This is a genomic window from Lentzea miocenica, from assembly GCF_033949945.1.
Taxonomy (GTDB): domain Bacteria; phylum Actinomycetota; class Actinomycetes; order Mycobacteriales; family Pseudonocardiaceae; genus Lentzea; species Lentzea miocenica.
Genome location: NZ_JAXAVW010000007.1, coordinates 39,902 through 66,883 on the forward strand (window position 1 = coordinate 39,902; position 26,982 = coordinate 66,883).

The 26,982-nt window shown below is 70.5% G+C and carries 1 protein-coding gene; it reads left to right on the plus strand.

The genetic code is table 11. From position 1 onward, the window contains the following. Nucleotides 1-23: 23 nt before the first annotated feature. Nucleotides 24-26,954 (plus strand): type I polyketide synthase, encoded by a 26,931-nt coding sequence (locus SK803_RS10465; RefSeq protein WP_319965649.1) that lies wholly within the window; start codon nucleotides 24-26, stop codon nucleotides 26,952-26,954. The last annotated feature ends 28 nt before the right edge of the window (nucleotides 26,955-26,982 follow it).

Here is a 26,982-nt window from a genome sequence, read left to right on the forward strand (position 1 = left end):
CGCGTCTCGAGATGGGTTGTGGGATGGACAACGAACAGAAGCTCCGGGACTACCTCCGCCGGGCCAGCACGGACCTCCAGCGCACCAAGCGGCGCCTGCAGGATCTCGAGGCGGCCGCGGCGGAACCGATCGCCGTGGTCGGCATCGGCTGCCGCTTCCCCGGCGGGGTGCGCAGTCCCGAAGATCTGTGGCAGATGGTCGTGAACGGGGAGCACGGCATCCGCGCCTTCCCGTCGGATCGCGGCTGGGACCCCGAGATGCTCGCTCTGTCGTCGAGCGACCAGGGCGGCTTCCTGGAGGGTGCGGGCGAGTTCGACGCCGACTTCTTCGGCATCTCGCCCCGCGAAGCCCTGGGCATGAACCCACAGCAACGCGTGCTGCTGGAGGTCACCTGGGAGGCCCTGGAGCGCGCGGGCATCGACCCGCACGCGCTGAAGGGCAGCCAGACCGCCGTCTTCGCGGGCGCGATGAACCAGGACTACCAGCTCGGCCCCGGCGAGGGCGGCGAGGGCATGGTCCTGCTGGGTTCGTCGAACTCGGTGATCTCCGGCCGCATCTCCTACACCCTCGGCTTCGTGGGCCCGTCCGTCACCCTGGACACCGCCTGCTCTTCTTCCCTGGTGGCAATGCATCTCGCGATGCAGTCACTGCGCGCCGGTGAATCGACCCTGGCCCTCGCCGGTGGCGTCACCGTCATGGCGAACCCCGCGACCTTCGTCGAGTTCTCCCGCCAGGGCGGCCTGTCCTCCGACGGCCGCTGCCGCTCGTTCGCCGACTCAGCCGACGGCACGGGCTGGTCCGAAGGCGTCGGCATGCTGGTTCTCGAGAGGTTGTCCGACGCGCGAAAGAACGGCCACGAGGTCCTGGCCGTCCTGCGCGGTTCCGCCGTGAACCAGGACGGTGCCTCGAACGGCCTGACCGCCCCGAACGGCCCGTCGCAGCAACGCGTCATCAAGTCCGCCCTGGTGAACGCCCGCCTGACCAGCGACCAGATCGACGTCGTGGAGGCCCACGGCACCGGCACCGTCCTGGGCGACCCGGTGGAAGCCCAGGCCCTGCTCGCCACCTACGGCCGCAACCGCCCCACCGACCAGCCCCTCCTCCTGGGCTCGATCAAGTCCAACATCAGCCACACCCAAGCCGCCGCGGGCGTGGCCGGCGTGATCAAGATGATCATGGCCATCCGCGCCGGCGTCGTCCCCCAGACCCTGGGCGTAGACACCCCGTCCACCCACGTCGACTGGGAAGCCGGCGCCGTCCAGCTGGTCACCTCGAACACCCCGTGGCCCGCCACCGGCGAACCCCGCCGCGCCGCCGTCTCGTCGTTCGGCCTCTCCGGCACCAACGCGCACACGATCATCGAGGAAGCGCCCGCCCCGGACCCGGCCGCTCAGGAATTGTCAGACCCCTCTGAGACGATTGGGATGGGGGGTAGCTCCCCCCAGGGGGCCCGCGAATCCGTATCGATTCCGAACGCTGATGCCGCGCCGACGAGGGCCTCTGCCGCGCCGACACAGGCCTCTGCCGAATCAGTGCAGGCCGGAGCCGTGCCAGTCGAGGCCGGAGCCGTGCCGTTCCTGGTCTCGGGCCGGTCGCGCGAGGCGTTGCGAGCCCAGGCCGAGCGCCTGCTGTCCGCCGTGGACGCCCCAGCGCTCGACTCCGCTGGTGCGCTCGACTCCGCCGGTGCGCTCAACGCCTCCCAGCCGCTCGCCCCCGCGCACGCGCTCGACCTCGCCTACTCTCTCGCGACCACCCGCGCGTCGTTCGACCACCGCGCCGCGATCGTCGGCGACCTCCGCACCGGCCTCCAAGCCCTCCTCAACGGCACCCCGGCGCCCGGCCTCGTCCAAGGCACGGCCGCCCGAGCCAAGCAGGCGTTCCTGTTCACCGGCCAGGGCGCCCAGCGCCTCGGCATGGGCAAGACGCTCCACGCCCGCTTCCCGGTCTTCGCCGAAGCCTTCGACGCGGTCCTGGAGCACCTCGATCCGTCCCTCAAGGCCGTCATCTGGGGCGACGACGAGGAAGCCCTCAACCAGACCCGCCACACCCAGCCCGCGCTGTTCGCCGTCGAGGTCGCCCTCTACCGCCTCGCCGAGTCCTGGGGCCTGAAGCCGGACTTCGTCGCCGGCCACTCCATCGGCGAGATCGCCGCCGCCCACATCGCCGGCGTGTTCAGCCTCCAGGACGCGGCCAAGCTGGTCCAAGCCCGCGCGCGGCTCATGCAGAGTCTCCCGGCCGACGGCGTGATGATCGCCGTCCAGGCCACCGAGGACGAAGTCACCCCGCACCTGACCGCCGGTGTGTCCATCGCCGCGATCAACGGCCCGGCGAGCATCGTCATCGCGGGCACCGAGGCAGAGACCCGCGCGGCCGCCCAGCACTTCGAAGACCGCAAGACCAAGCAGCTCAGCGTCTCCCACGCGTTCCACTCGCCGCTGATGGAGCCGATGCTCGACGAGTTCCGCGCGGCGATCGCGGACATCTCCTTCGAAGCACCGATCATCCCGCTGATCTCCAACGTCACCGGCGAACAGGCCCGCGTCGAGCAGATCACCACGGCGGAGTACTGGGTCGGCCACGTCCGCGAGGCCGTCCGGTTCGCCGACGGCATCAGCTGGCTCACGGCCCACGGCGTCACGCAGTTCCTGGAGATCGGCCCCGACGGCATCCTGTCCGCGCTGGTCGAAGAGGGCGCCATCCCGTTGCTGCGCAAGGGTCGCGACGAGGCCGAGGCGATCACGTCCGCGCTGGCCGCCCTGCACGTCCGCGGCACCAGGATCGACTGGCAGGCCTACTTCGCCCACACCAACGCGAAGCGCGTCGACCTGCCGACGTATGCGTTCCAGGCCAAGCGGTACTGGCCGAAGGGCGGTGGCGGTTTCCACGACCCGCGCGCCGCCGGCCTCGGTGCCGCGCACCACCCGCTGCTCACCGCCACCGTGTCGTTCGCCGACCAGGACGGCGCGCTGCTCACCGGCCGCCTGACCCGCCAGACCCACCCGTGGCTCGTCGATCACGCCGTGCGCGGCGCGGTTCTGTTGCCCGGCACCGCGTATCTGGAGCTCGCGATCCGCGCGGGCGACGAGGTCGGCTGCGACCGGGTCGAAGAGCTGACGCTGACCGCACCGCTGATCGTGCCCGAACGCGGCGGCGTCCAGGTGCAGCTGTGGATCGGCAACGCCGACGCGAGCGGCCGCCGCACCGTCAAGATCTACTCGCGCGCCGAGGGTTCCGACGACGAACCGTGGACGCAGCACGCGATCGGTCTCCTGGGCGCGCCCGCACGTGAGGCGGAGTTCGACACCTCGGTGTGGCCACCCGCCGGCGTCACGGCCCTCGACGTCGACGGCTGCTACGAGAACTTCGCCGCGATGGGCTTCGAGTACGGCCCGGTCTTCCAAGGCCTCAAAGCGGCATGGCGTGGCACGGACGGCGTCGTCTACGCCGAGGTCGCGCTGCCGGAAGGCGTCGACCCTGCCGGATTCGGCCTGCACCCGGCACTGCTGGACGCCGCCCTGCACGCCGCTCTCGTCTCGGGCGAGGGCGACGCGGGCCTGCCGTTCTCGTGGGAAGGCGTGTCGCTGCACGCGACCGGCGCCTCCTCGCTGCGCGTCCGCCTGACCCGCACCGGCGACAACGCCTACGCCATCGCGGCCGTCGACGGAGCCGGTGCGCCGGTCGCGTCGGTCGACTCGCTGGTGGTGCGCGCGGTCGCGGCTGAGTCCTCTGTGGACCGCGACTCGCTGTTCCAGGTCGACTGGGTGCCGGTGACGGTTCCAGCTGCCGGCAGCGCCGATGCTCTCGTCATCTCGTTGCAGGGCAACGAGGACGTTGTCGCTTCGGTCCACGAACTGACCGAGCGGGTGCTCGGCCTGCTGCAGGAGGAACGCGACGAGCATGTCGTGTTCGTCACGAGCAGCGCCGACCTCGCGTCGGCCGCGGTGTGGGGCATGGTGCGTTCGGCGCAGTCCGAGTCGCCGGGCCGCTTCTCGCTGATCGAGCTCGACGGCACCGACGCCTCCAACGCCGCGCTTGCCGCCGCCGTCGGATCCGAGGAGCCGCAGCTGGCCATCCGGGACGGCGAGATCTACGCGCCCCGCCTGGCCCGTGCCGAGATCGAGGAGACCCCGGTCGAGTGGGGCTCGAAGGTCCTCATCACCGGTGGTACCGGCGGTCTCGGCAAGGTCATCGCGCGGCACCTCGTCGCCGAGCACGGGGTTCGAGATCTGGTGCTGGTCAGCCGGCGCGGCACAGGTGACGTTTCTGAGCTGGAGTCGCTGGGCGCCAACGTCTCCGTCGTCGCATGCGATGTCGCGGACGCGTCGGCCCTGGCCGCCTTGCTGGCCGAGCACGAGATCTCGGCCGTCGTGCACAGCGCCGGTGTGCTGGACGACGGCGTGATCTCCTCGCTGACCCCGGAGCGCCTGCATCCGGTACTGGTGCCCAAGGTCGACGCCGCCTGGAACCTGGCTCAGGCCCTGCCGTCCGTGCCGCTGGTGCTGTTCTCGTCGCTCGCCGGCACGTGGGGCACGGCCGGTCAGGCGAACTACGCCGCCGGCAACCACTTCCTGGACGCGCTCGCGGAGTACCGCCCGAACACGATCTCGCTGGCCTGGGGAGCCTGGGCCGGTGACGGCATGCTCACCGAGGCCGACGCCGAACGCATGGCGCGCACCGGAATGCCGCCGCTGACCGTCGAGCAGGGCCTGGCACTGTTCGACCGCGCGGTGGCTTCCTCCAGCGCCGCACTGGTTCCGGCGCGGCTCGACCTGGGCACGCTGCGCCAACGCGGCGAGGTGCCGCCGTTGCTGCGCGGCCTGATCCGCGTCCGGACACGGCGCGCTGCCTCGGGTTCGGAGACCGCGGACACGTTGATCCGCAGGCTTTCCGGTCTGGGCGCGGAGGAGCGCACGGACGCGGTGCTGGACCTGGTCCGCGGCCAGGTCGCGGCCGTGCTCGGCCACGCTTCCGGTGACGAGATCGAGGCCACGCGCCAGTTCCAGGACCTCGGCTTCGACTCGCTGACCGCCGTCGAGCTGCGCAACCAGCTGACCGCGGTGACCGGGCTGCGGCTGCCCGCGACGATGGTGTTCGACTACCCGACACCCGTCGCGCTGGCCGCGCACCTGCTGGACGAACTGTTCGACGGCGCCACCGATGCCGTGGTGCCGAACGAGGTCAGGGCCGCCGTGTCCGACGACCCGATCGTGATCGTCGGCATGGGCTGCCGCTACCCGGACGGCATCGGCTCGGCCGACGACCTGTGGCGGCTGGTGTCCGAGGGCGGCGACGCCGTGTCCGGTCTGCCGTCGAACCGAGGCTGGGACCTCGAGAACCTCTACCACCCCGACCCCGACCACCCCGGCACGACGTACTCGCGCTCCGGTGGCTTCCTGCACGACGCCGGCGAGTTCGACGCCGGGTTCTTCGGCATGTCACCCCGCGAAGCTCTCGGCACGGACTCGCAGCAGCGCATCCTGCTGGAGGTCGTGTGGGAGGCGATCGAACACGCCGGGATCGACCCGGTGTCGTTGCGCGGCACGCAGACCGGTGTGTTCGCGGGCGTGATGTACAACGACTACGGCGCACGGCTCGGCGGCGGCGACTTCGAGGGCTTCCAGGGTTCCGGCACCTCACCGTCCATTGTGTCCGGTCGCGTCTCCTACACCCTTGGCCTCGAAGGCCCCGCGGTCACGGTCGACACCGCTTGCTCTTCTTCTCTGGTGGCAATGCACTGGGCGATGCAGGCCCTGCGTGCGGGGGAGTGCTCGCTGGCACTCGCCGGTGGCGTGACGGTCATGTCGACGCCGACCGCTTTGATCGAGTTCTCCCGGCAGCGCGGCCTGTCGCCGGACGGCCGTTGCAAGGCGTTCTCCGACTCGGCCGACGGCGTGGGCTGGTCCGAGGGTGCCGGTGTCGTGGTGCTGGAGCGCATGTCCGACGCCGTGCGCAACGGACATCCTGTCCTTGCCGTCATTCGTGGTTCCGCAGTCAACCAGGACGGCGCCTCGAACGGCCTGATGGCGCCGAACGGACCTGCTCAGCAGCGCGTGATCCGTGCCGCCCTGGCCAATGCCGGCCTGGGTTCGTCCGATGTGGACGTCGTCGAGGCGCACGGCACCGGCACCACCCTGGGCGACCCGATCGAGGCGCAGGCACTGCTCGCGACCTACGGCCAGAACCGCTCGGAACCGCTGCTGCTCGGCTCGGTGAAGTCGAACATGGGCCACACGCAGGCCGCCGCCGGTGTCGCCGGCGTGATCAAGATGGTGCAGGCGATGCGCCACGGTGTGCTGCCGCAGACCCTGCACGTCACCACGGCCTCCTCGCACGTCGACTGGTCCGAGGGCGCAGTCGAGCTGCTGACGTCTTCCCGTGCGTGGCCCGAGGTCTCGCGGCCGCGCCGTGCCGGTGTCTCGTCGTTCGGCATCTCGGGGACGAACGCGCACATCATCGTCGAGCAGCCGCCGGCCGTCGACGCTCCGGTTTCCGCGCCAACGGATGCCGTCGTGCCGGTGGTGTTGTCCGGCCGTACCCGGCGTGCGGTGCGCGGACAGGCCGCGCGCCTGCGTTCGTTCGTCGAGTCGGCGGATGTCTCGTTGCACGACTTGGCCTTCTCGCTGGCGACGACGCGTTCGGCGTTCGACCAGCGGGCCGCGGTGATCGCTACCGACCGTGAGTCGCTGTTGCGCGCGCTGGGTGCTCTGGCGACGGAGAACTCCGACGCCGCCCTGGTCGAGGGCGAGGTCGCGCCGGGCAAGGTGGCGTTCCTGTTCTCCGGACAGGGATCGCAGCGTCTGGGCATGGGCCGCGAGCTCTACGCCCGCTACCCGGTGTTCGCCGCCGCGCTGGACGAGGTGCTCGACCGGCTGCCCGTTCGCGACGTGATGTGGGGGTCCTCCGAGGACGACCTGCGACAGACCGGCAACGCCCAGCTCGCCCTGTTCGCGTTCGAGGTGGCGCTGTTCCGCCTCGTGCGGTCGTGGGGCGTGAAGGTCAACGCCCTGGTCGGCCACTCGATCGGCGAGATCGCCGCCGCGCACGTCGCCGGTGTGCTGTCCCTGGACGACGCCTGCACCCTGGTCGCCGCGCGCGCCCGCCTCATGCAGGCGCTGCCGACCGGTGGCGCGATGGTCGCCGTCCAGGCGACGGAAGCAGAGGTCACCCCGCTGCTCACCTCCGGCGTCTCGATCGCCGCGATCAACGGCCCGGACTCGGTGACCATCGCAGGGGATGAGCAAGAGGTTCTAGCGGTAGTTGGATCCTTTAACGATCGCAAGACCAAGCAACTTTCGGTGTCGCACGCGTTCCACTCGCCGCTGATGGAGCCGATGCTGGACGAGTTCCAGCAGGTGGTCGACAGTCTTTCGTTCAACAATCCGACGATCCCCTTGTTCGCCGGTGGAAATGTCGAGCAACCCGACTACTGGGTGCGGCACGTCCGCGAGACCGTCCGCTTCCACGACGCGGTCGAGTCGGCACGCGCGGCCGGCGTGACGACGTTCGTGGAGATCGGGCCGGAGGGTGCGCTCTCCGCCCTGGTCGACGGAGCGATCCCGGTGCTGCGCAAGGACCGTTCGGAAGAGGCATCGGTCGCGCTGGCGCTGGGACGTCTGTACGCCACGGGTGTGTCCGTCGACTGGAAGACCTACTACGGGCCGGCGCACCGGGTGTCGCTGCCGACGTACGCGTTCCAGCACGAGTACTACTGGCCGCTCGGTTCGACCGCTCCGGCGGTGACGGACGCGGACCCGGCGGACGCCAAGTTGTGGGCGGCCATCGAACGCGGCGACGCCCGCGAACTCGCGGCCCTGCTGCGGCTGGGCGAGGAGCAGAGCTCGTCGCTGAACGAGCTGATCCCGGCGCTGTCGTCGTGGCGCGCGGGCAACCAGGAGAAGTCGCTGCTCGACACGTGGCGCTACCGGGTGCTGTGGGCGCCGGTCCGCGTCACGGGCACCCCGGTCCTGTCCGGCCACATCGCGGTGCTGACGACGCCCGCCGTCGACGCCGAGCCGTATCGCGCGGTGCTCGCGGCTCATGGCGCCGAGGTCACCGTCGTCACCTCGGTCGCCGACGTGCCCGAGTGCGATCTCGTGGTGTCGTTGGTGGCGCTGGACGAGTCGCCCGCGCAGGTCCTGACCACCGGCCTGGAGCAGTCGATCCTGCTGGTCAAGTCGGTCGAGGCGCCGGTGTGGGCGGTCACGTCCGGCGCGGTCGCCGCGGAGACCTCGGACTCGGTGCGGTCCGCCGCCCAAGCCGCGGTGTGGGGCTTCGGCCGTGCGGCGGCGCTGGAGTACCCGCAGCGCTGGGCCGGTCTGATCGACATGCCCGAGGTGCTGGACGAGAACGCGTTGCGCCGCTTCGTCTCCTGCGTCGCCGGCCTGGAGGGCGAGGACCAGCTGGCGGTCCGTTCGTCCGGCGTGCTAGGCCGGCGCCTGGCGCACCGCCCGGTCGACGCGCTGCCGTCCGACTACACCGCCCACGGCACCGTGCTGATCACCGGTGGCACCGGCGGACTCGGTGCCACGACGGCGAAGTGGCTGGCCGAGCGCGGGGCTTCCGGTCTGGTGCTGACTTCGCGCCGCGGCATGGACGCACCCGGTGCCGCCGAACTGAAGGCCGCGCTGGAAGAACTCGGCCCGCGCGTCTCGATCGTCGCCTGCGATGTCGCTGACCGTGAGGCGCTCGCGGGTGTTGTGCAGGGGATCCCCGACCTGTCCGGTGTCGTGCACACCGCTGGTGCCGCGCAGCACGCGCCGCTCGAGCTGACGTCGCTGGACGACTTCGCGACCGTGTTGTCCGCCAAGGTGATCGGTGCCGCGAACCTCGACGCGCTGGTCGGCGAGGTCGACTTCTTCGTGCTGTTCGGCTCGATCGCGGGCGTGTGGGGCAGCGGTGGTCAGGCGGCCTACGGTGCCGCGAACGCCTACTGCGACGCGTTGGCCGAGGCACGCCGTGCGCGTGGCCTGCGAGCGACGTCGATCGCGTGGGGCCCGTGGGCCGAGGTCGGCATGGCGACGCACGAGGCCATGTCCGACAACCTCGCCCGGCGCGGTCTCACGTTCCTGCAGCCCGGCCAGGCCGTCGTCGAACTGAACCGCGCCGTGATGCACGACGACACCTGCGTCACCGTCGTCGACATCAACTGGGACACCTACTTCCCGCTGTTCACGTCGGTCCGCCCGGCGCCGCTGCTGTCCGATCTCCCCGAGGTCAAGGCACTCACGGTCGTCGAGGAGGTCAAACGCGACGACTCGGAGTTCGCGCGCACTCTGCGTTCACTGTCCGAAGAGGACCAGAAACGCAAGCTGGTCGACCTCGTGCGCGCCGAAGCTGCCGCGACACTGGGCCACAGCTCGGTCGAGGAAGTGGGGGAGAACCGCGCGTTCCGCGACATCGGTTTCGACTCGCTCACCGCCGTCGAGCTGCGCAAGAAGCTGTCCGACGCCACCGGTCTGCCGTTGCCCGCGACGCTCGTCTTCGATTACCCGACCCCGGTCGTCCTCGCTGATCACCTGCTGGCCGAACTGCTCGGCTCCGCGGAAGAAGCGCTGAGCTACTCGGCGAACATCGACTCGGACGAGCCGATCGCGATCGTCGGCATGAGCTGCCGCTTCCCCGGCGACGCGAACACCCCGGAGGCGTTCTGGGAGATGGTGCTCGCCGGCACGGACGCGATCACGGAGTTCCCCGGCGACCGCGGCTTCGACATGGCGCAGATGTACGACCCGGACCCCGACCGCCCCGGCACCACCTACACCACCGCGGGCGGCTACCTGCCCGACGCGGGCGACTTCGACCCGGCGTTCTTCGGCATCTCACCGCGCGAAGCCACCGGCATGGACCCGCAGCAGCGGCTGCTCCTGGAAACCACCTGGGAGGCCGTCGAACGCTCCGGTATCGACCCGGCGGCGTTGCGCGGCAAGAAGGTCGGCGCGTTCATCGGTTCCTCCTACATCGAGTACGGCGGCGGTGACGGCGGCTCCGAGGGCTACCAGGTCACCGGCTCCTCGCCATCGGTCCTGTCCGGCCGCGTCGCCTACGTGTTCGGCTTCGAAGGCCCCGCCGTCACCGTCGACACCGCGTGCTCTTCCTCTTTGGTGGCGATGCACCTGGCGTGCCAGTCGCTGCGCACCGGTGAGTCCGCGTTCGCCGTGGCGGGCGGCGCGACGATCATGCCGAACCCGAAGCCCCTGATCGCCTTCTCCCGCCAGCGCGCGCTCGCCAAGGACGGCCGCTGCAAGTCGTTCTCCGACACCGCCGACGGCATGATCCTCTCCGAGGGCATCGGCATGCTGCTGCTGATGCGCCAGTCCGACGCGCTCGCCGCCGGGCACCGCGTCCTGGCCGTCATCCGCGGCTCCGCCGTCAACCAGGACGGCGCCTCGAACGGCCTCAGCGCCCCGAACGGCCCGTCGCAGCAGCGCGTGATCATGCAGGCCCTCGCCAACTCCGGCGTGGCCACCAACGACATCGACGCCCTCGACGCCCACGGCACCGGCACCTCGCTCGGCGACCCCATCGAGGCCCAGGCACTGTTCAACACCTACGGCCGCGACCGCGACGCCGACCGCCCGCTGCTGCTCGGCTCGGTGAAGTCGAACATCGGCCACACCCAGTCCGCCGCCGGCGTCGCCTCCGTCATCAAGATGGTCATGGCGCTGCAACACGGCGTCCTGCCCCGCACCCTGCACGCCGCCGAACCCTCGACGCACGTCGACTGGACCCCAGGCACCATCTCACTGCTGCAGGACACGACCGAATGGCCGGAAACCGGCCGAGCCCGCCGCTGCGCCGTCTCGTCGTTCGGCATCTCGGGCACCAACGCCCACGTGATCCTGGAACAGGCCACGCCTGTGCCGGCACTGTCCGCACCAGAACTGTCGGTGCCGTCTGAGACGATTGGGATGGGGGGTGAATCCCCCCAGGGGGCCCGCGAATCGGTATCGATTCCGTGGCTGGTGTCCGCGAAGTCCGACGCCGCCCTGCGCGCCCAGATCGCCGGCCTCGGCGACCTCACCGCGAGCCCCGCGGACATCGCGTACAGCCTCAGCCTCCGCCCGGCCTTCGAGCACCGCGCCGTGCTCATCGACGGCGTGGAGGTCGCGCGCGGCACGGCGGACCTCGAGCGCAAGGTCGTGTTCGTCTTCCCCGGCCAGGGCTCGCAGTGGGTCGGCATGGGCGCGCGACTGCTCGACGAGTCGCCGTCCTTCGCCGCCCGCATGGCCGAGTGCGCCGCCGCCCTGCGACCTCACACCGACTGGAACCTCCTCGACGTCATCCGCGACCACGGCAGCCTCGACCGCGTCGACGTCGTCCAGCCCGCGAGCTGGGCGATGATGGTGTCGCTCGCCGAGGTCTGGAAGGACCACGGCGTCACCCCCGACGCCGTCATCGGCCACTCCCAGGGCGAGATCGCCGCCGCCGCGGTCAGCGGCGCGCTCAGCCTCGAAGACGCCGCCAAGGTCGTCGCCCTGCGCAGCCAGGCCATCGGCCGCGTCATGTCGGGCCGCGGCAGCATCGTGTCCATCGGCCTGTCCGCGCAGGAAGTCCAGCCGCACCTCGAAGAATGGGGCGACCGCCTCAGCCTCGCCGCCACCAACGGACCGCGCAGCGTCGCCGTGTCCGGTGACCTGGAGGCGCTGGACGCGTTCTGCGGCAAGCTCGTCGAACAGGGCGTCCGGGTCCGCCGCATCGAGGTCGACTACGCCTCGCACTCGGCCCAGGTCGAGGACATTCGCGACGACGTCCTGAACGACCTCGCGAGCATCACGCCACAGACGCCGCACACGAAGTTCCTCTCCACGGTCACCGGCGAGTGGAACGACGCCAACACCAACGCCGAGTACTGGTTCACCAACCTGCGCCAGACCGTGCACCTGCACGAAGCCGTCGAACAGCTCATCGGCAGCGGCCACCAGGTGTTCGTCGAGGTCAGCTCGCACCCGGTCCTCACGCCCGGCGTGCAGGACGCGCTGGAGGGCAAGCGCGGTGTCGTCACCGGCACGCTGCGCCGCGACATCGGTGGCCTGCAGCGCGTGCACGCGTCGATGGCCGAGGTATGGGTCCGCGGCCTTCCGGTCAAGTGGCACCTCGACGGCACCCGCGTCGACCTGCCCACCTACCCGTTCCAGCACGAACGCTTCTGGATCGGCCCGCCGCAGCACCCAGTCGCCGCCCCCGACTCGGACCCGGCGGACGCCGCGTTCTGGCAGGCCGTCGAGCAGTCCGACCTCGCCACCCTCACCCAGAGCCTGCACCTCGACGAGGCCACGCTCGCCGCCGTCCTGCCCGCCCTCACCACCTGGCGGCAGACCAGCCGTGATCAGTCCACAACGGACTCGTGGCGCTACCGCACGACGTGGAAGCCGTTGCGCGGCATCGACAACGGCAAGCTCGCCGGCACCTGGGCCGTCATCACCACAGACGGCATCGACGACACAGACGTCGTCCAAGCACTCGGCGACGTGCAGCGGATCGTCCTGGACGCCAACGACGACCGTGCTGCCGTGGCGGCGAAGCTGGTCGAGACGGACCACATCGTCTCGCTGCTGCCCACCGACGAACGCCCGGGAACGCTCGGCCTCCCGGTCGGCCTGCTGCTGACCGTCCACCTGATCAACGCGCTCGGCGACGCGGGCAGCACCGCCCCGGTCTGGAACATCTCCCGCAACGCCCTCTCGACCGGCCGCTCCGACACCGTCGACCACCCGGCGCAGGTGCAGGCGATCGGCATCGGCTGGACCGCAGCGCTGGAGCACCCGCAGCGCTGGGGCGGTTCCATCGACCTGCCGGAACGACTCGACCAGCGCGCCGCGCAACGGTTCGTCGCGGCCCTGGTCAACGCCGGCGACGAGGACCAGCTCGCGATCCGCGCCTCCGGCACCCTCGCGCGCCGCGTCGTCCGCGCTCCCGCGCGCCCCGGCACGCAGGACTGGACCCCGCGCGGCACCATGATCATCACCGGCGGCACCGGCACACTCGGCCCGCACGTCGCGAGGTTCTTCGCGCACAAGGGCGCCGAGCACCTGGTGCTCACCAGCCGCCGCGGTCTCGACGCGCCGGGAGCCCGCGAACTCGTCGCGGAACTGGAACAACTCGGCACACCCACCACGGTCGTCGCCTGCGACATCGCCAAGCGCGACGACGTCGAACGCATGCTGAACGACCTGCGCGCGGAAGGCCGCGAGATCCGTTCGGTGATCCACACCGCCGCGGTGATCGGCCTGCACTCGATCGACGGATCCACTGTGGAGGGTCTGAGCGAGATCCTGGCCGCCAAGGTCGACGGCGCCGCCCACCTGGACGCGTTGCTGACCGAGGACCTCGACGCGTTCGTGCTGTTCTCGTCGATCTCCGGCATGTGGGGCTCCGGCAACCACGCGTCCTATGTGGCCGGTAACGCCTACCTGAACTCGTTGGCCGCGAACCGTCGTGCGCGTGGCCTCAAGTGCACTTCGGTCTCGTGGGGCATCTGGTCCGACGACATCGGCCTCGGCCGCGTCGACACCGACCAGATCCGCCGCAGCGGCCTCGAGTTCATGAAGGCACGGCTGGCGCTCGCCGGTCTGCAGCGCGCGATCGAGGACGACGAGACCGAGATCGCCATCGCGAACATCGCCTGGGACCGCTACTACCCGGTCTTCACCGCGATGCGCCCGACCACGCTCTTCGAGGAACTGCCGGAGGTCCGCGCCCTCGCGGTCGCCGCCGAGCAGATCACGTCATCGGACAGCGACCTCGCGGCCAGGCTCAGGACCCTGCCGCCCGCCGAACGCGAACAGCAGCTGCTCGACATCGTCCGCGCCGAAGCCGCGTCCGTGCTGGGCATGGCCTCGACCGACGCGCTGACCGAGCACCGCGCGTTCCGCGAGGTCGGCTTCGACTCGATCACCGCGGTCGACCTGCGCAACAAGCTCGCCGCCGCAACAGGTCTGACGCTGCCGACCACGATGGTGTTCGACCACCCGAGCCCGCTCGCGCTCACCGAGTTCCTGCTCGGCGAACTGCTCGGCGCCGACGTTCCGGCCAGCACCCAGGTCGTCGCCTCGGCCGCGTCCGACGAACCGATCGCGATCATCGGCATGTCCTGCCGTTACCCCGGCGGCGTCAGCTCCCCGGAAGACCTGTGGAACGTCGTGATGAACGGCGTCGACGCGATCTCCGGCTTCCCCGCCGACCGCGGCTGGGACGGCGACTCGCTCTACAACCCCGACCCGGACGCCCCCGGCGGCGCCTACTCGGTGCAGGGCGGCTTCCTGCACGACGTCGCGAACTTCGACCCTGGCTTCTTCGGCATCAGCCCGCGCGAGGCCCTGTCGATGGACCCGCAGCAGCGCCTTCTCCTCGAGACCGCCTGGGAGTCCATCGAACGCGCCGGCATCGATCCGCAGTCGCTGAAGGGAACCCTGACCGGCGCCTTCATCGGAGCGTCCTACCAGGACTACTCGGCAGGTGGCTCCGACCAGCCCGGCGACGAAGGCCACATGATCACCGGCACGCTCTCCAGCGTGCTGTCCGGCCGCGTCTCCTACCTGTTCGGCCTCGAAGGCCCGGCCGTCACCCTCGACACGGCCTGCTCTTCTTCTTTGGTGGCACTGCACCTGGCCTGCCAGTCACTGCGCGATGGTGAAAGCAGCCTCGCCCTGGCCGGTGGCGTCTCGGTCATGGCCACACCCGGCGCGTTCGTCGGCTTCTCCCGCCAGCGCGCCCTGGCCAAGGACGGCCGCTGCAAGGCCTACTCCGACGCCGCCGACGGCATGACCCTCGCCGAAGGCGTCGGCCTGGTCCTGCTGGAGCGGGTGTCCGACGCAGTTCGCAACGGCCACCGCATCCTCGCCGTCGTCCGCGGCTCCGCGGTGAACCAGGACGGCGCCTCGAACGGCCTGACCGCCCCGAACGGCCCGTCCCAGCAACGCGTCATCCGCCAGGCCCTGGCGAACGCGCGCCTGGAACCGTCCGAAGTGGACGCCATCGACGGCCACGGCACCGGCACCGCACTGGGCGACCCGATCGAGGCCCAGGCCCTGCTCGCCACCTACGGCCAGAACCGCGAACGCCCGCTGCTGCTCGGCTCCATGAAGTCGAACATCGGCCACACCCAGATGGCCTCCGGCGTCGCCTCCATCATCAAAATGGTGCTGGCGCTGCGGGCGGGTGTGCTGCCCCGAACCCTGCACGTCGACCAGCCCTCGACCAAGGTCGACTGGTCATCGGGCTCGATCAAACTCCTCGCGACAGAAGAACAGTGGCCCGAAACCGGCCGCCCGCGCCGCGCCGGCGTGTCCTCGTTCGGCCTCTCAGGCACAAACGCCCACGTGGTGTTGGAAGCGGCGCCGGGGATCCCCCCGATTTCCAGCGTACCGATCGAAACGCCTGCTCAAGAAGCCACCGCGCAATCTGTGGACAACTCGACCCCTGTGGACAACTCCACCGATGTCGATCTCCACACCCCGGAATCGTCCGCCCCCCGTGCGACGATTGGAGTGGGGACCTCGGCCTCCCCCGGAGGGGGCGAGGCGGGATCGATCCAGTCCGGCGCCGTGCCGGTGCTGCTGTCGGCGCGCGCGGACGAGGCCCTCAAACAGGTCGCGGGCAACCTGATCGACGTCGACGCCGACCTCGGAGCCCTCGCCGCCGCCCTCGCCACCAAGCGGTCCACGTTCGAGAAGCGCGCCGTCGTCGTCGCGAGCAACCGCGACGAGCTGGTGCGTGGTCTCACGGCGTTGCGCGACGACCAGCCCGACGCGAGCGTCACCCGTGGCCAGACCAGGCGCGGCCGCACCGCGTTCCTGTTCACCGGCCAGGGCTCGCAGCGCCTCGGCATGGGCCGCGACCTGTACGAGCGCTACCCGGTGTTCGCCGACGCCCTCGACGCGGTCTGCGCCTACCTCGACGCGGATCTCGACCGCCCGCTGCGCGACGTCATGTGGGGCGACGACGCGACACTGCTCAACCAGACCGGCTACGCGCAGCCCGCGATCTTCGCGATCGAGGTCGCACTGTTCCGGCTCGTCGAGTCGTGGGGCGTCACGCCGGACTACCTGGCGGGCCACTCCATCGGCGAGATCGCCGCCGCGCACGTCGCCGGCGTCCTCAGCCTCGACGACGCGTGCACGCTGATCTCCGCCCGCGCCCGTCTCATGCAGGCCCTGCCGACCGGCGGCGCGATGATCGCCGTCCAGGCAACCGAAAGCGTCATCACCCCGCTGCTGACCGACCGCGTCTCGATCGCCGCGATCAACGGCCCCACGAGCATCGTCATCGCGGGCGACGAGGCCGAGGCCGAAGCGATCGCGAACCGTTTCGACAAGACCAAGCGCCTCACCGTCAGCCACGCGTTCCACTCGCCGCTGATGGAACCGATGCTCGACGACTTCCGCGCGGCGATCAGCGGCGTCCAGTTCGGCAAGCCGTCGATCCCAGTGATCGCGGATGACGTCACGGACCCGGAGCACTGGGTGCGGCACGTTCGCGAGGCCGTGCGGTTCGCCGACAAGGTCACCCAGCTGGAAAGCCTTGGCGTGCGGGCGTTCCTGGAACTCGGCCCGGACGGCGTGCTGTCCGGCATGGCCCAGGAATCGCTCACCGAGGAAGCCGTGCTGGTCCCGGCGCTGCGCCGCGACCGCGACGAGGTCGGCACACTGCTGACCGCGCTGGCCGGCCTTCACGTCCGCGGCACGACCGTCGACTGGTCCGCCTACTTCGCGGGCGCCGACGCCGAGGTTGAACTGCCGACCTATCCGTTCCAGCACCAGCGTTTCTGGCCCGAACCCGTCACCGCGACCGACCAGGACGGGGACTTCGTCGACGACGAGTTCTGGGCCGCGGTCGAACGCGAGGACTTCACCGCGCTGGCACAGTGGCGTTCCCGCAAACAGCAATCCACTGTGGACTCCTGGCGCTACGCGGTCACCTGGAAGCCGATCACCGCCCGGTCCACCCTCACCGGTCCGTGGCTGGTCCTCACCAACGACGACGCGTCCGAACTGATCGAGGCGCTCGGCGTCGAAACGGTGGTGGTCGACGCGGCCCACAGCCGTGCACAGCTCGCCGAGCAGGTCCGTGGCGACTACGCCGGTGTGCTGTCACTGCTGGCGCTGAACATCGACGCCGAGGCCGCGCTGGTCCGCACTTCCGTTGTGGTGCAGGCACTCGGCGACGCCGGAGTCGACGCCCCGCTGTGGGTGGCGACGCGCGGCGCGGTGTCGGTGGGCGGCGGCGAGCAGATCCTCAACCCTGATCTCTCCACGGTGTGGGGTCTCGGCCGCGTGATCGCGCTGGAGCACCCGAAGCGCTGGGGCGGCCTGATCGACCTGCCCTCCCAGCTCGACTGGAACACCGCGCGCCGCATCCCAGGCGTGCTGGCCGGTACGGGCGAGGACCAGGTCGCGGTGCGGCCGTCCGGCGTCTACGGCCGCCGCCTCGTCCACAGCACCCCGAGCGCGCTGCACCGCGACTACCGGCCGGGCCGCGTGCTCGTCACCGGCGGCACGGGCGCGATCGGCAAACAGGTCGCGCGCTGGCTGCTCGACCACGACGCCGAGCAGGTCGTCCTGGTCAGCCGCACCGGCACCGCCGAGTTCGACGACCCGCGCGTGATCGTCAAGGCCTGCGACGTCGCCGACCGGCAAGCTCTCGAAACACTTCTCGCCGAGCACCCGGTCACGTCGGTCTTCCACGCGGCCGGCGTCGTCGAGGACGGCCTCGTCGAGTCGATGGACGCCACGTCGTTCACGAACCTGTTGCGCGCCAAGGTCCACGCGACCCGCAACCTCCACGAACTCACGCACGACCTCGACGCGTTCGTGCTCTTCGCGTCGACCGCGGGCGTCATCGGCGGCGCGGGCCAGGGCAACTACGCCGCGGCCAACGCTTTCCTCGACACCTTCGCCGAACACCGCCGCCTGCAAGGACTTCCCGCCACCTCAGTGGCATGGGGCCCGTGGGGCGAGTCCGGCATGGCGGTCGCGGGCGGCGTCGCGGAACGCCTCAAGCGCGGCGGTTTCACGCCGATGGAGCCCGCACTTGCCTTGCAGGCACTCAAGCAGGCCATCGAACACGGCGACGCCGCCGTGATGGTCGCGGAGATCGACTGGGAACGGTTCCTGCCCGCCCTCGCGAGCCTGCGCCCGGCGCCGCTGGTCGTTGACCTGCCGGAGGTCAAGCGCTTCCACACCACCGAAAAGGTCGTGGAAGCCGACCAGCCGCAGTTCCGCAAGGCGTTGGCCGGCCTGTCGAAGGCCGAACGCAACCGCGCGGTGCTGGACCTGGTGCGCGGCCAGATCGCCGCGGTTCTGGGCCACGGCAACGCTTCCGACGTCGACCCGGACCGCGCGTTCCTCGACCTCGGCTTCGACTCGCTCACGACGCTGGAGCTGCGCAACCGCCTGCAGGCCGCAACCGAACTGACGCTGCCCGCCTCGCTGCTTTACGACTACCCGACGCCGTACGACCTGGCAGAGTTCCTGCTGGGCGAGGTCGGCGACGTGCCGACGGAAGTGGTGGCCAAGCGGGTCGACGACGACCCGATCGCGATCGTCGGCATCGGCTGCCGCTTCCCCGGCGGCGTGACGTCACCGGAAGCGTTCTGGGAGCTCGTGTCGAGCGGCGGCGACGGCATCAGCACGTTCCCGCCCGACCGCGGCTGGGACCTGGCCGCACTGGGCGCCGGTGCGTCGGCGTCGCTGGAAGCAGGTTTCCTCAACGGTGTCGCGGACTTCGACGCGCACTTCTTCGGCATCTCGCCGCGGGAAGCGCTCGCGATGGACCCGCAGCAGCGCCTGGTCCTCGAAACGGCCTGGGAGGCCATCGAACGCACCGGCATCGACCCGCTGTCGCTGAAGGGCACCGCGACCGGCGTGTTCGTCGGCACGAACGGTCAGGACTACGAGAACGTCCTGCGCCGCTGCGTCGACCCGGACATCCAGGGCTACCTCGCCACCGGCAACACCGCGTCGGTGATGTCCGGCCGCCTCTCCTACGTCCTCGGCCTCGAAGGACCCGCGGTCACCATCGACACGGCGTGCTCGTCGTCGTTGGTCGCCATGCACTGGGCGATGCGCGCGCTCCGCTCCGGTGAGTGCTCTCTCGCTCTCGCCGGCGGCGTCTCGGTCATGTCGAGCCCCGACTCGTTCGTCGAGTTCACGACCCAGGGCGGACTCGCCCCCGACGGCCGCTGCAAGGCCTTCGCGGACGGCGCTGACGGCACAGCGTGGTCCGAGGGCGCGGGCATCCTCGTGCTCGAACGCCTGTCCGACGCCGTGGCGAACGGCCACGAGGTCCTTGCTTTGGTGCGCGGCTCTGCCGTCAACTCCGACGGCGCCTCCAACGGCCTGACCGCCCCGAACGGCCCCTCGCAGCAGCGGGTGATCCGTCGCGCTCTCGCGGACGCTGGTTTGTCCGTGCGTGACATCGACGCCGTGGAAGCACACGGCACCGGCACGACGCTGGGCGACCCGATCGAGGCCCAGGCGCTGCTGTCCACGTTCGCCGACCGCTCCGAACCGCTCTACCTGGGCTCGGTGAAGTCGAACATCGGCCACTCCCAAGCGGCGGCCGGTGTCGCGGGCGTCATCAAGATGGTCGAGGCGATGCGCCACGGCGTGCTGCCCCGCACCCTCCACGTCGACTCCCCGACCTCACACGTCGACTGGACCTCAGGCCCGGTCACGCTGCTCACCGAGAACACGACCTGGCCTGCCGCGGGCCGCCCCCGACGCGCGGGCATCTCCGCATTCGGCCTCTCCGGCACCAACGCCCACGTGATCTTGGAAGCGCCGGGCTCGGGGATCCCCCCAATTTCCAGCGTACCGGACGAAACCGCTGGTCAGGGCACCGCCGCGGAATCTGTGGACAACTCGGCGCCTGTGGACAACCCGGCTGTTGTCGATCTCCGCACCCCAGAACTGTCAGCCTCCCGTGGGACTATTGGAGTGGGGACTTCGCGTCCCCCCAAGGGGGCCCCCGTCGTTGTTTCGGCGAAGTCCTCCGATGCTCTGCGCGCTCAGATCGACCAGCTTCGCGCGGTCGACGCCGATCAGCTGGACCTGGCGTTCTCGGCGGCGACCACGCGCGCGCAGTTCGCGCATCGGGCGTTGCTCATCGACGGCGCAGAGGTCGCCAACGGCGTGGCGCGCAAGTCGGGCACGACGGCGTTCCTGTTCACCGGCCAGGGCTCGCAGCACCTCGGCATGGGCCGCGAGCTGTACGAGCGTTTCGAGACGTTCAAGCAAGCCTTCGACGAGGTCCTCGCGCACCTCGACCCGGACCTCAGGAACATCATCTGGGGCGAGGACGAGGAGCAGCTCAGCCAGACCGGCACCACCCAGCCCGCGCTGTTCGCGATCGAGGTCGCGCTCGCCCGGCTCGTCCAGAGCCTCGGCGTCCTGCCTGACCACGTCGCCGGCCACTCCATCGGCGAGATCGCGGCCGCGCACATCGCCGGCGTGCTGACCCTCGAAGACGCCGCGAAACTCGTCACGGCCCGCGCGCGACTCATGCAGGCACTCCCGGCCGGTGGCGCGATGGTCTCCATCCTCGCCACCGAAGCAGAAGTCGCGAAGCAGATCGGCAAGTCCAAGAAGGTATCGATCGCCGCGGTCAACGGACCCCGGTCGATCGTCATCGCCGGCGACAAGGCCGCGGTCGCGAAGATCGCCAAGAAGTTCGAGAAGACCAAGCAGCTCACCGTCAGTCACGCGTTCCACTCGCCGCTGATGGACCCGATGCTTGACGACTTCCGCGCCGCGATCGCCACCATCACCTTCAACCAGCCGCGGATCCCGATCGCCACCACCGGTGACGTCACGACCGCCGACTACTGGGTGAACCACGTCCGCGACACCGTCCGCTTCCACGACAACGTCCAGAGCCTGGGCAACGTCGACACGTTCGTCGAGATCGGCCCGGACGGCGTGCTCGCCGCGATGGTCGACGGAGCCGTTGCGACGCAACGCAAGGACCGCGACGAGGTCAGCGCGTTCGCCCTCGCGCTCGGCACCCTGCACGTCCGGGGCGCCGACATCGACTGGCAGCAGTACTTCGCGGGCACCGGAGCGCGCAGGATCCCGCTGCCCACGTACGCGTTCCAGCGCGAGCGCTACTGGCCGACGACCACGCCGAAGTCCGTCGCCGACGACTGGCTGTACGAGGTGGTGTGGGAGCAGCACAACGTCCCCACCACGACCGAGGGCACCTGGCTCGTCCTCGGCGACGCGGCCGGGTTCGCCGGAGAAGCGGTCACGGAACTCGTGCCGGGCGACTACCGCGGTGTCATCTCCATCGGCGGCACCAGCCCGTTCGAGATCCTGAACACCCTGGCGGACAACAACATCACGGCCCCGCTGTGGTGCGTGAGCAACGAACCCGCCGTCTGGGGCGAAGGTCGTGTCGCGGCACTCGAGCAGCCGGAACGCTGGGGCGGCCTGATCCGCGTCGAAACCGACACGTGGGCGATCCCTGTTCAAGAGCGGGAAGTCACCTTCCGCGGCGACGGCGTGTTCGTCCCACGCCTGCGCCGCATCGAGGCCACCACACCGTGGAACCCGACCGGCAAGGTCCTCCTCGTCGGCGCCGACGGCTCGATGGGCGAGCAGCTCCGAAGCCTGATCGACACGACCGACACGCTCGACGACGACGTCACCGCGGTGATCCACCTCGGCGGCATCGACTCCCTGAAGGAACTCGACGAGCAGCTGGGTGACCGCGAACTGGAAGCGTTCGTGATCTTCGGTTCGGTCGCCGGCACATGGGGTTTCCGCGGACAGCAACAACAAGCCGCCCACTCCGCGATCGTCGAGGAGTTCGCGCGGCAGCGGAAAGCACGCGGCCTCAAGGCGACCTCCATCGCGTACGCACCGTGGGAGGGCACGACCGACCAGAGCATGACCGCGCACCTGCGGATGAGCGGCATCCCGGTCCTCGACGCCCCGAACGCCATCGCGGCCCTGCGTCAGGCTGTCGCGAGTGGACGGACGAACGTCGTCGTCGCGAACGTCGACTGGAACACCTTCCAGCAGCCCAACAAGCTGTTCAGCCAGTTCGAGCAGCAGAAGCCCGCCGCCGAACCGCTTCTCCAGCAGACGCTGCTCAAGCTGCCCGAATACGAACGCCACGGAGCGCTGCTCACTCTCGTTCGCGAGAAGGCGGCACTGGTCCTCGGCCACAACGGAACCAGCGCGATCGAGCCGGACGTCCCGTTCCGCGACCTCGGTTTCGACTCGCTCACCGCGGTCGACCTGCGCAACCAGATCCAGACCGAGTCGGGCCTGCAGCTGAGCGCGACGCTGGTGTTCGACTACCCGACGCCGAACGAGCTCGCCGAGCACCTGCTCACCGAACTCCTCGGCGGCGCGGACGAAATCCAGTACACGGTCAGGGCGACCACGGACGAGCCGATCGCGATCGTCGGCATGGCCTGCCGTTACCCCGGTGACGTGCGGTCGCCGGAAGACCTGTGGAAGCTGCTGCTCGACGCCCGCGACGCGATCGGGGACTTCCCCGCCGATCGCGGCTGGGACCTCACCACTCTCTACAGTGGACAGAGCGTCACCCGCAGCGGTGGTTTCCTCTACGACGTCCCGAACTTCGACCCGGACTTCTTCTCGATCTCGCCGCGTGAAGCGATGGTCATGGACCCGCAGCAGCGCATCGTGCTCGAGACGGCCTGGGAAGCGCTGGAACGGGCGGGTGTCGACCCGGCGTCGATCCGCGGCTCGCTCACCGGCGTGTTCGTCGGTGGCGGCAGCGGCGAGTACCGGCCGTCGCCGGAGGAGACCGGCCTGGAGTGGCAGACCGCGCAGTCCGCGTCGCTGCTGTCCGGCCGTCTCGCCTACACGTTCGGACTGCAGGGCCCGACGGTCTCGGTCGACACCGCGTGTTCGTCGTCGCTGGTCTCGCTGCACCTCGCCGCCCAGGCGCTGCGCACGGGCGAATGCGAGATGGCGCTGGCCGGCGGTGTGTGCGTGATGTCGACACCGGTCGGGTTCATCGAGTTCAGTGCTCAGGGCGCGTTGTCGGAAGACGGGCGCTGCAAGGCGTTCTCCGACAACGCGGACGGCACGGGCTGGGCCGAGGGCGTCGGCATGCTGGTTCTGGAACGGCTTTCGGACGCTCAGCGGAACGGCCACGAAGTGCTCGCGGTCGTGCGCGGTTCGGCGATCAACTCCGACGGCGCGTCCAACGGCCTCACCGCCCCGTCCGGGCCGGCCCAGCAGCGCGTTATCCGGCAGGCGCTGGCCGCGTCCGGGCTGCGACCGTCCGATGTGGACGCCGTCGAAGCGCATGGCACCGGCACCAAGCTCGGCGACCCGATCGAGGCGCAGGCCCTGCTGAACGTCTACGGGCAGGACCGCTCGGCGCCGCTGCTGCTCGGCGCGGTCAAGTCGAACATCGGGCACACGCAGGCCGCGTCCGGTGTCGCGGGCGTGATCAAGATGGTGATGGCGATGCGGGCGGGCGAGCTGCCCAGGACCCTGCACGCCGATACGCCGTCCTCGCACGTCGACTGGAGCACCGGCGCGGTCCGGCTGCTGCAGGAACGCACGGACTGGCCTTCGGTGGACCGCGCACGGCGGGCCGCGGTGTCGTCCTTCGGCGCCAGCGGCACCAACGCCCACGTGATCTTGGAAGGCCCGCCGGGGATCCCCCCATTTTCCAGCGTACCGGATGAAATCGCTGGTCAAGGGGCCGCTGAGCGATCTGTGGACAACTTTGGAGTGGTTCCGGTGCTGGTGTCCGGCCGTACCCCGGCCGCCCTGCGTGACCAGGCCGCGCGCCTGCTCGACGTGGACGCGGACCTGGCGGACATCGCCCGTTCCGCGGCCACCACGCGGGCGTCGTTCGACCAGCGCGCGGTCGTGCTGGCCGGCAGCCGTGACGAACTGACCGACGCGTTGGCCGCCCTTGCCGCTGACGTGCGGAACCCGCTGGTGATCAGGGACGAGGTGGCGCGCTCCGGCAAGCTCGCGTTCCTGTTCGCGGGTCAGGGTTCGCAACGGATCGGCATGGGACGCTCGCTGCACGGCCGGTTCCCGGTGTTCGCGGCGGCGTTCGACGAGGTCCTCAGCCACCTCGAACCGGCGCTCGCGGACGTCGTCTGGGGCGACGACCAGGACGCGCTGAACCTCACCGGCAACACGCAGCCCGCGCTGTTCGCCATTGAGGTCGCGCTGTTCCGCCTGGTCGAGTCGTGGGGTCTCAAGCCGGACTTCCTGGCGGGCCACTCGATCGGCGAGATCGCGGCGGCCCATGTCGCCGGCGTGCTCAGCCTGGAGGACGCGGCGAAGCTCGTGACCGTGCGGTCGGCGCTGATGCAGGCGCTGCCCGAAGGCGGTGCGATGGTCGCGGTGCAGGCCAGCGAGGACGTCGTGCTGCCGCACCTCACCGACGGCGTGGTGGTCGCGGCGGTCAACGGTCCTGACTCGGTGGTCATCGCCGGGCCGGAGGACGCGGTGATCGCGATCGCCGAACGCTGGAAGTCGAAGCGGTTGCGCGTCTCGCACGCCTTCCACTCGCCGCTGATGGACCCGATGCTCGACGAGTTCCGGTCCACTGTGGAGTCCCTGACGTTCCACCAGCCGCGGATTCCTGTGGTGGCGGAAGGTGACGTGACCAGCGCCGAGTACTGGGTCCGGCACGTGCGGGAAGCGGTGCGGTTCGCGGACAACGCGCGGACGCTCACCGAACGCGGCGTCACGACGTTCGTCGAGCTCGGCCCGGACGCGACGCTGTCCGGCTTGGTCGACGGCGGTGTTCCGGTGCTGCGCAAGGACCGCGACGAGGAACAGTCGATCGTCTCGGCGCTCGCCCGCCTGCACACCCGTGGCATCAAAGTCGACTGGGCCGAGTTCTTCGGTGCCGGCCGCAAGATCACGCTGCCGACTTACGCGTTCCAGCACCAGCGGTTCTGGCCGTCGACGATGGCCGGTTCCGCCAAGCCCGCTGTCTCGTCCGGTGACGACACGGCGTTCTGGGCCGCGGTCGAGGGCGAGGACTTCGGGTCGCTGCAGAACGTGCTCAGCGTCGACACCGACGCGCTGTCGCAGGTGCTGCCGGCGTTGCTGGACTGGCGCAAGCAGCGCGCCGACCTCGCGCTGGTCGACAGCTGGCGGCACCGGATCACGTGGAAGCCGTTGGACGCCACCAGGTCCGGCGAACTGACCGGTACGTGGCTCGCGGTGACGGCCGGGCCGGACGACTGGAGTGACGCGGTCATCGACTCGCTCGGTGTCAGCGTCGTGCGGGTCGACGTCGCTGCACCGAACCGTGAGGCGATCGCGGACGAACTGCGGTCGTTGGGCACGTCGTTCGCCGGTGTGCTGTCGCTGCTCGGACGTGCCGACGCGGGGGAGGGCAGCGCGCCCGCCGGTGTGTTGCTGACCGCCGCGTTGATCCAGGCACTCGGCGACGCGGGCATCAACGCGCCGCTGTGGTGCGTCACCCGCGACGGCGCTGCCGTCAACGGCACGGCGTTCGAGGACCTGACGCAGGCCGCGATCCACGGCCTCGGCCGGGTCGTCACGCTGGAGCACCCGGAGCGCTGGGGCGGTCTGGTCGACCTGCCGTCGGTGATCGACGACCGGGTCGCGAACGGCCTCACGTCCGTCCTTTCCGGACTCGACGGCGAGGACCAGGTCGCGGTGCGGGCGAACAGCCTGTTCGGACGGCGCCTTGTCGCGGCTCCGGCAGCTGTTCCGGCGCAGGACTGGCAGCCGCGCGGCACGGTCCTGATCACCGGTGGCACCGGTGCGCTCGGCGGTCACGTGGCTCGGATGCTCGCGCAGCACGGCGCCGAACACTTGGTGCTGGTCAGCCGCAGCGGGGTGAACGCGCCGGGAGCCGACGAGTTGCGCTCGGAGCTGGTCGGCCTGGGCGTCGACGTCACGATCGCGGCGTGTGACGTGGCGGACCGGAAGTCGTTGCAGGCGCTGCTTTCCTCGATCCCGCAACCGTTGACGGGCGTCGTGCACACCGCGGGCGTCATCGACGACGGCGTGCTGGACAAGATGACGCCGGAACGGTTCGAGGCGGTCTTCCGCAGCAAGGTCACCTCGGCGCTGCTGCTGGACGAGCTGACCTCCGACCTGGACGCGTTCGTGCTGTTCTCCTCCGCGTCGTCATCGGTCGGCAGCCCCGGCCAGGCGAACTACGCGGCGGCGAACGCGATGCTCGACGCGCTGGCCGATCGCCGGCGCGGCCAGGGGCTCGCGGCGACGTCGATCGCTTGGGGCGCCTGGGGTGGCGGCGGCATGGCCGACACCGAGGACGCGCTGGCCAACGCCAAACGCGCCGGAATCGCTTCGATGGACCCGGTCCTGGCATGTGCAGCGCTTCGACAGCTCGTCGGCGAGGGTCTGCCGACCGCGGTGGTCGCGGCGGTGGACAAGGGCAGGTTCTCCGGTGGGTTCCGACCGAACCCGTTGCTGCGGGAGCTGGCTGCCGAAGCCGCGGTGGAAGCGCCGGTCGCCGAAGGCGCGTTCCGGGAGAAGCTGCTGGCGCTGCCCGCGGCGAAACGGTTCGACGAGGTGCTGGACCTGGTGCGGACGCGGGCGGCCGAGGTGCTCGGACAGGCTGACGTCGACGCCGTGCGCCCAGACCGGCCGTTCCGCGACCTCGGCTTCGACTCTCTCGCGGTGGTGGAGCTGCGCAACCAGCTCAACGCCGCCACCGGGCTGGCATTGGCGTCGACGCTGGTGTTCGACCACCCGTCACCGGAGGAGCTCGCGACGCACGTGCTGACCGAGCTGATCCCCGCCGACTCCGTGTTGTCGGAGGAGACGGAGATCCGCGACCTGCTGGCGCGGGTGCCGCTCGCCCAGCTGCGCGAGATCGGCGTGCTGGAGCCGTTGATGCAGCTCATCGGCAAGGGAACGGCGGCAGCGAACGACGAGGACATCGACGGGATGAGCGTCGACGACCTGATCCAGGCCGCGCTCGACGGCCAGGCCGACTGAGGTCGGATCTGTGACGGCCGGCTGCTCC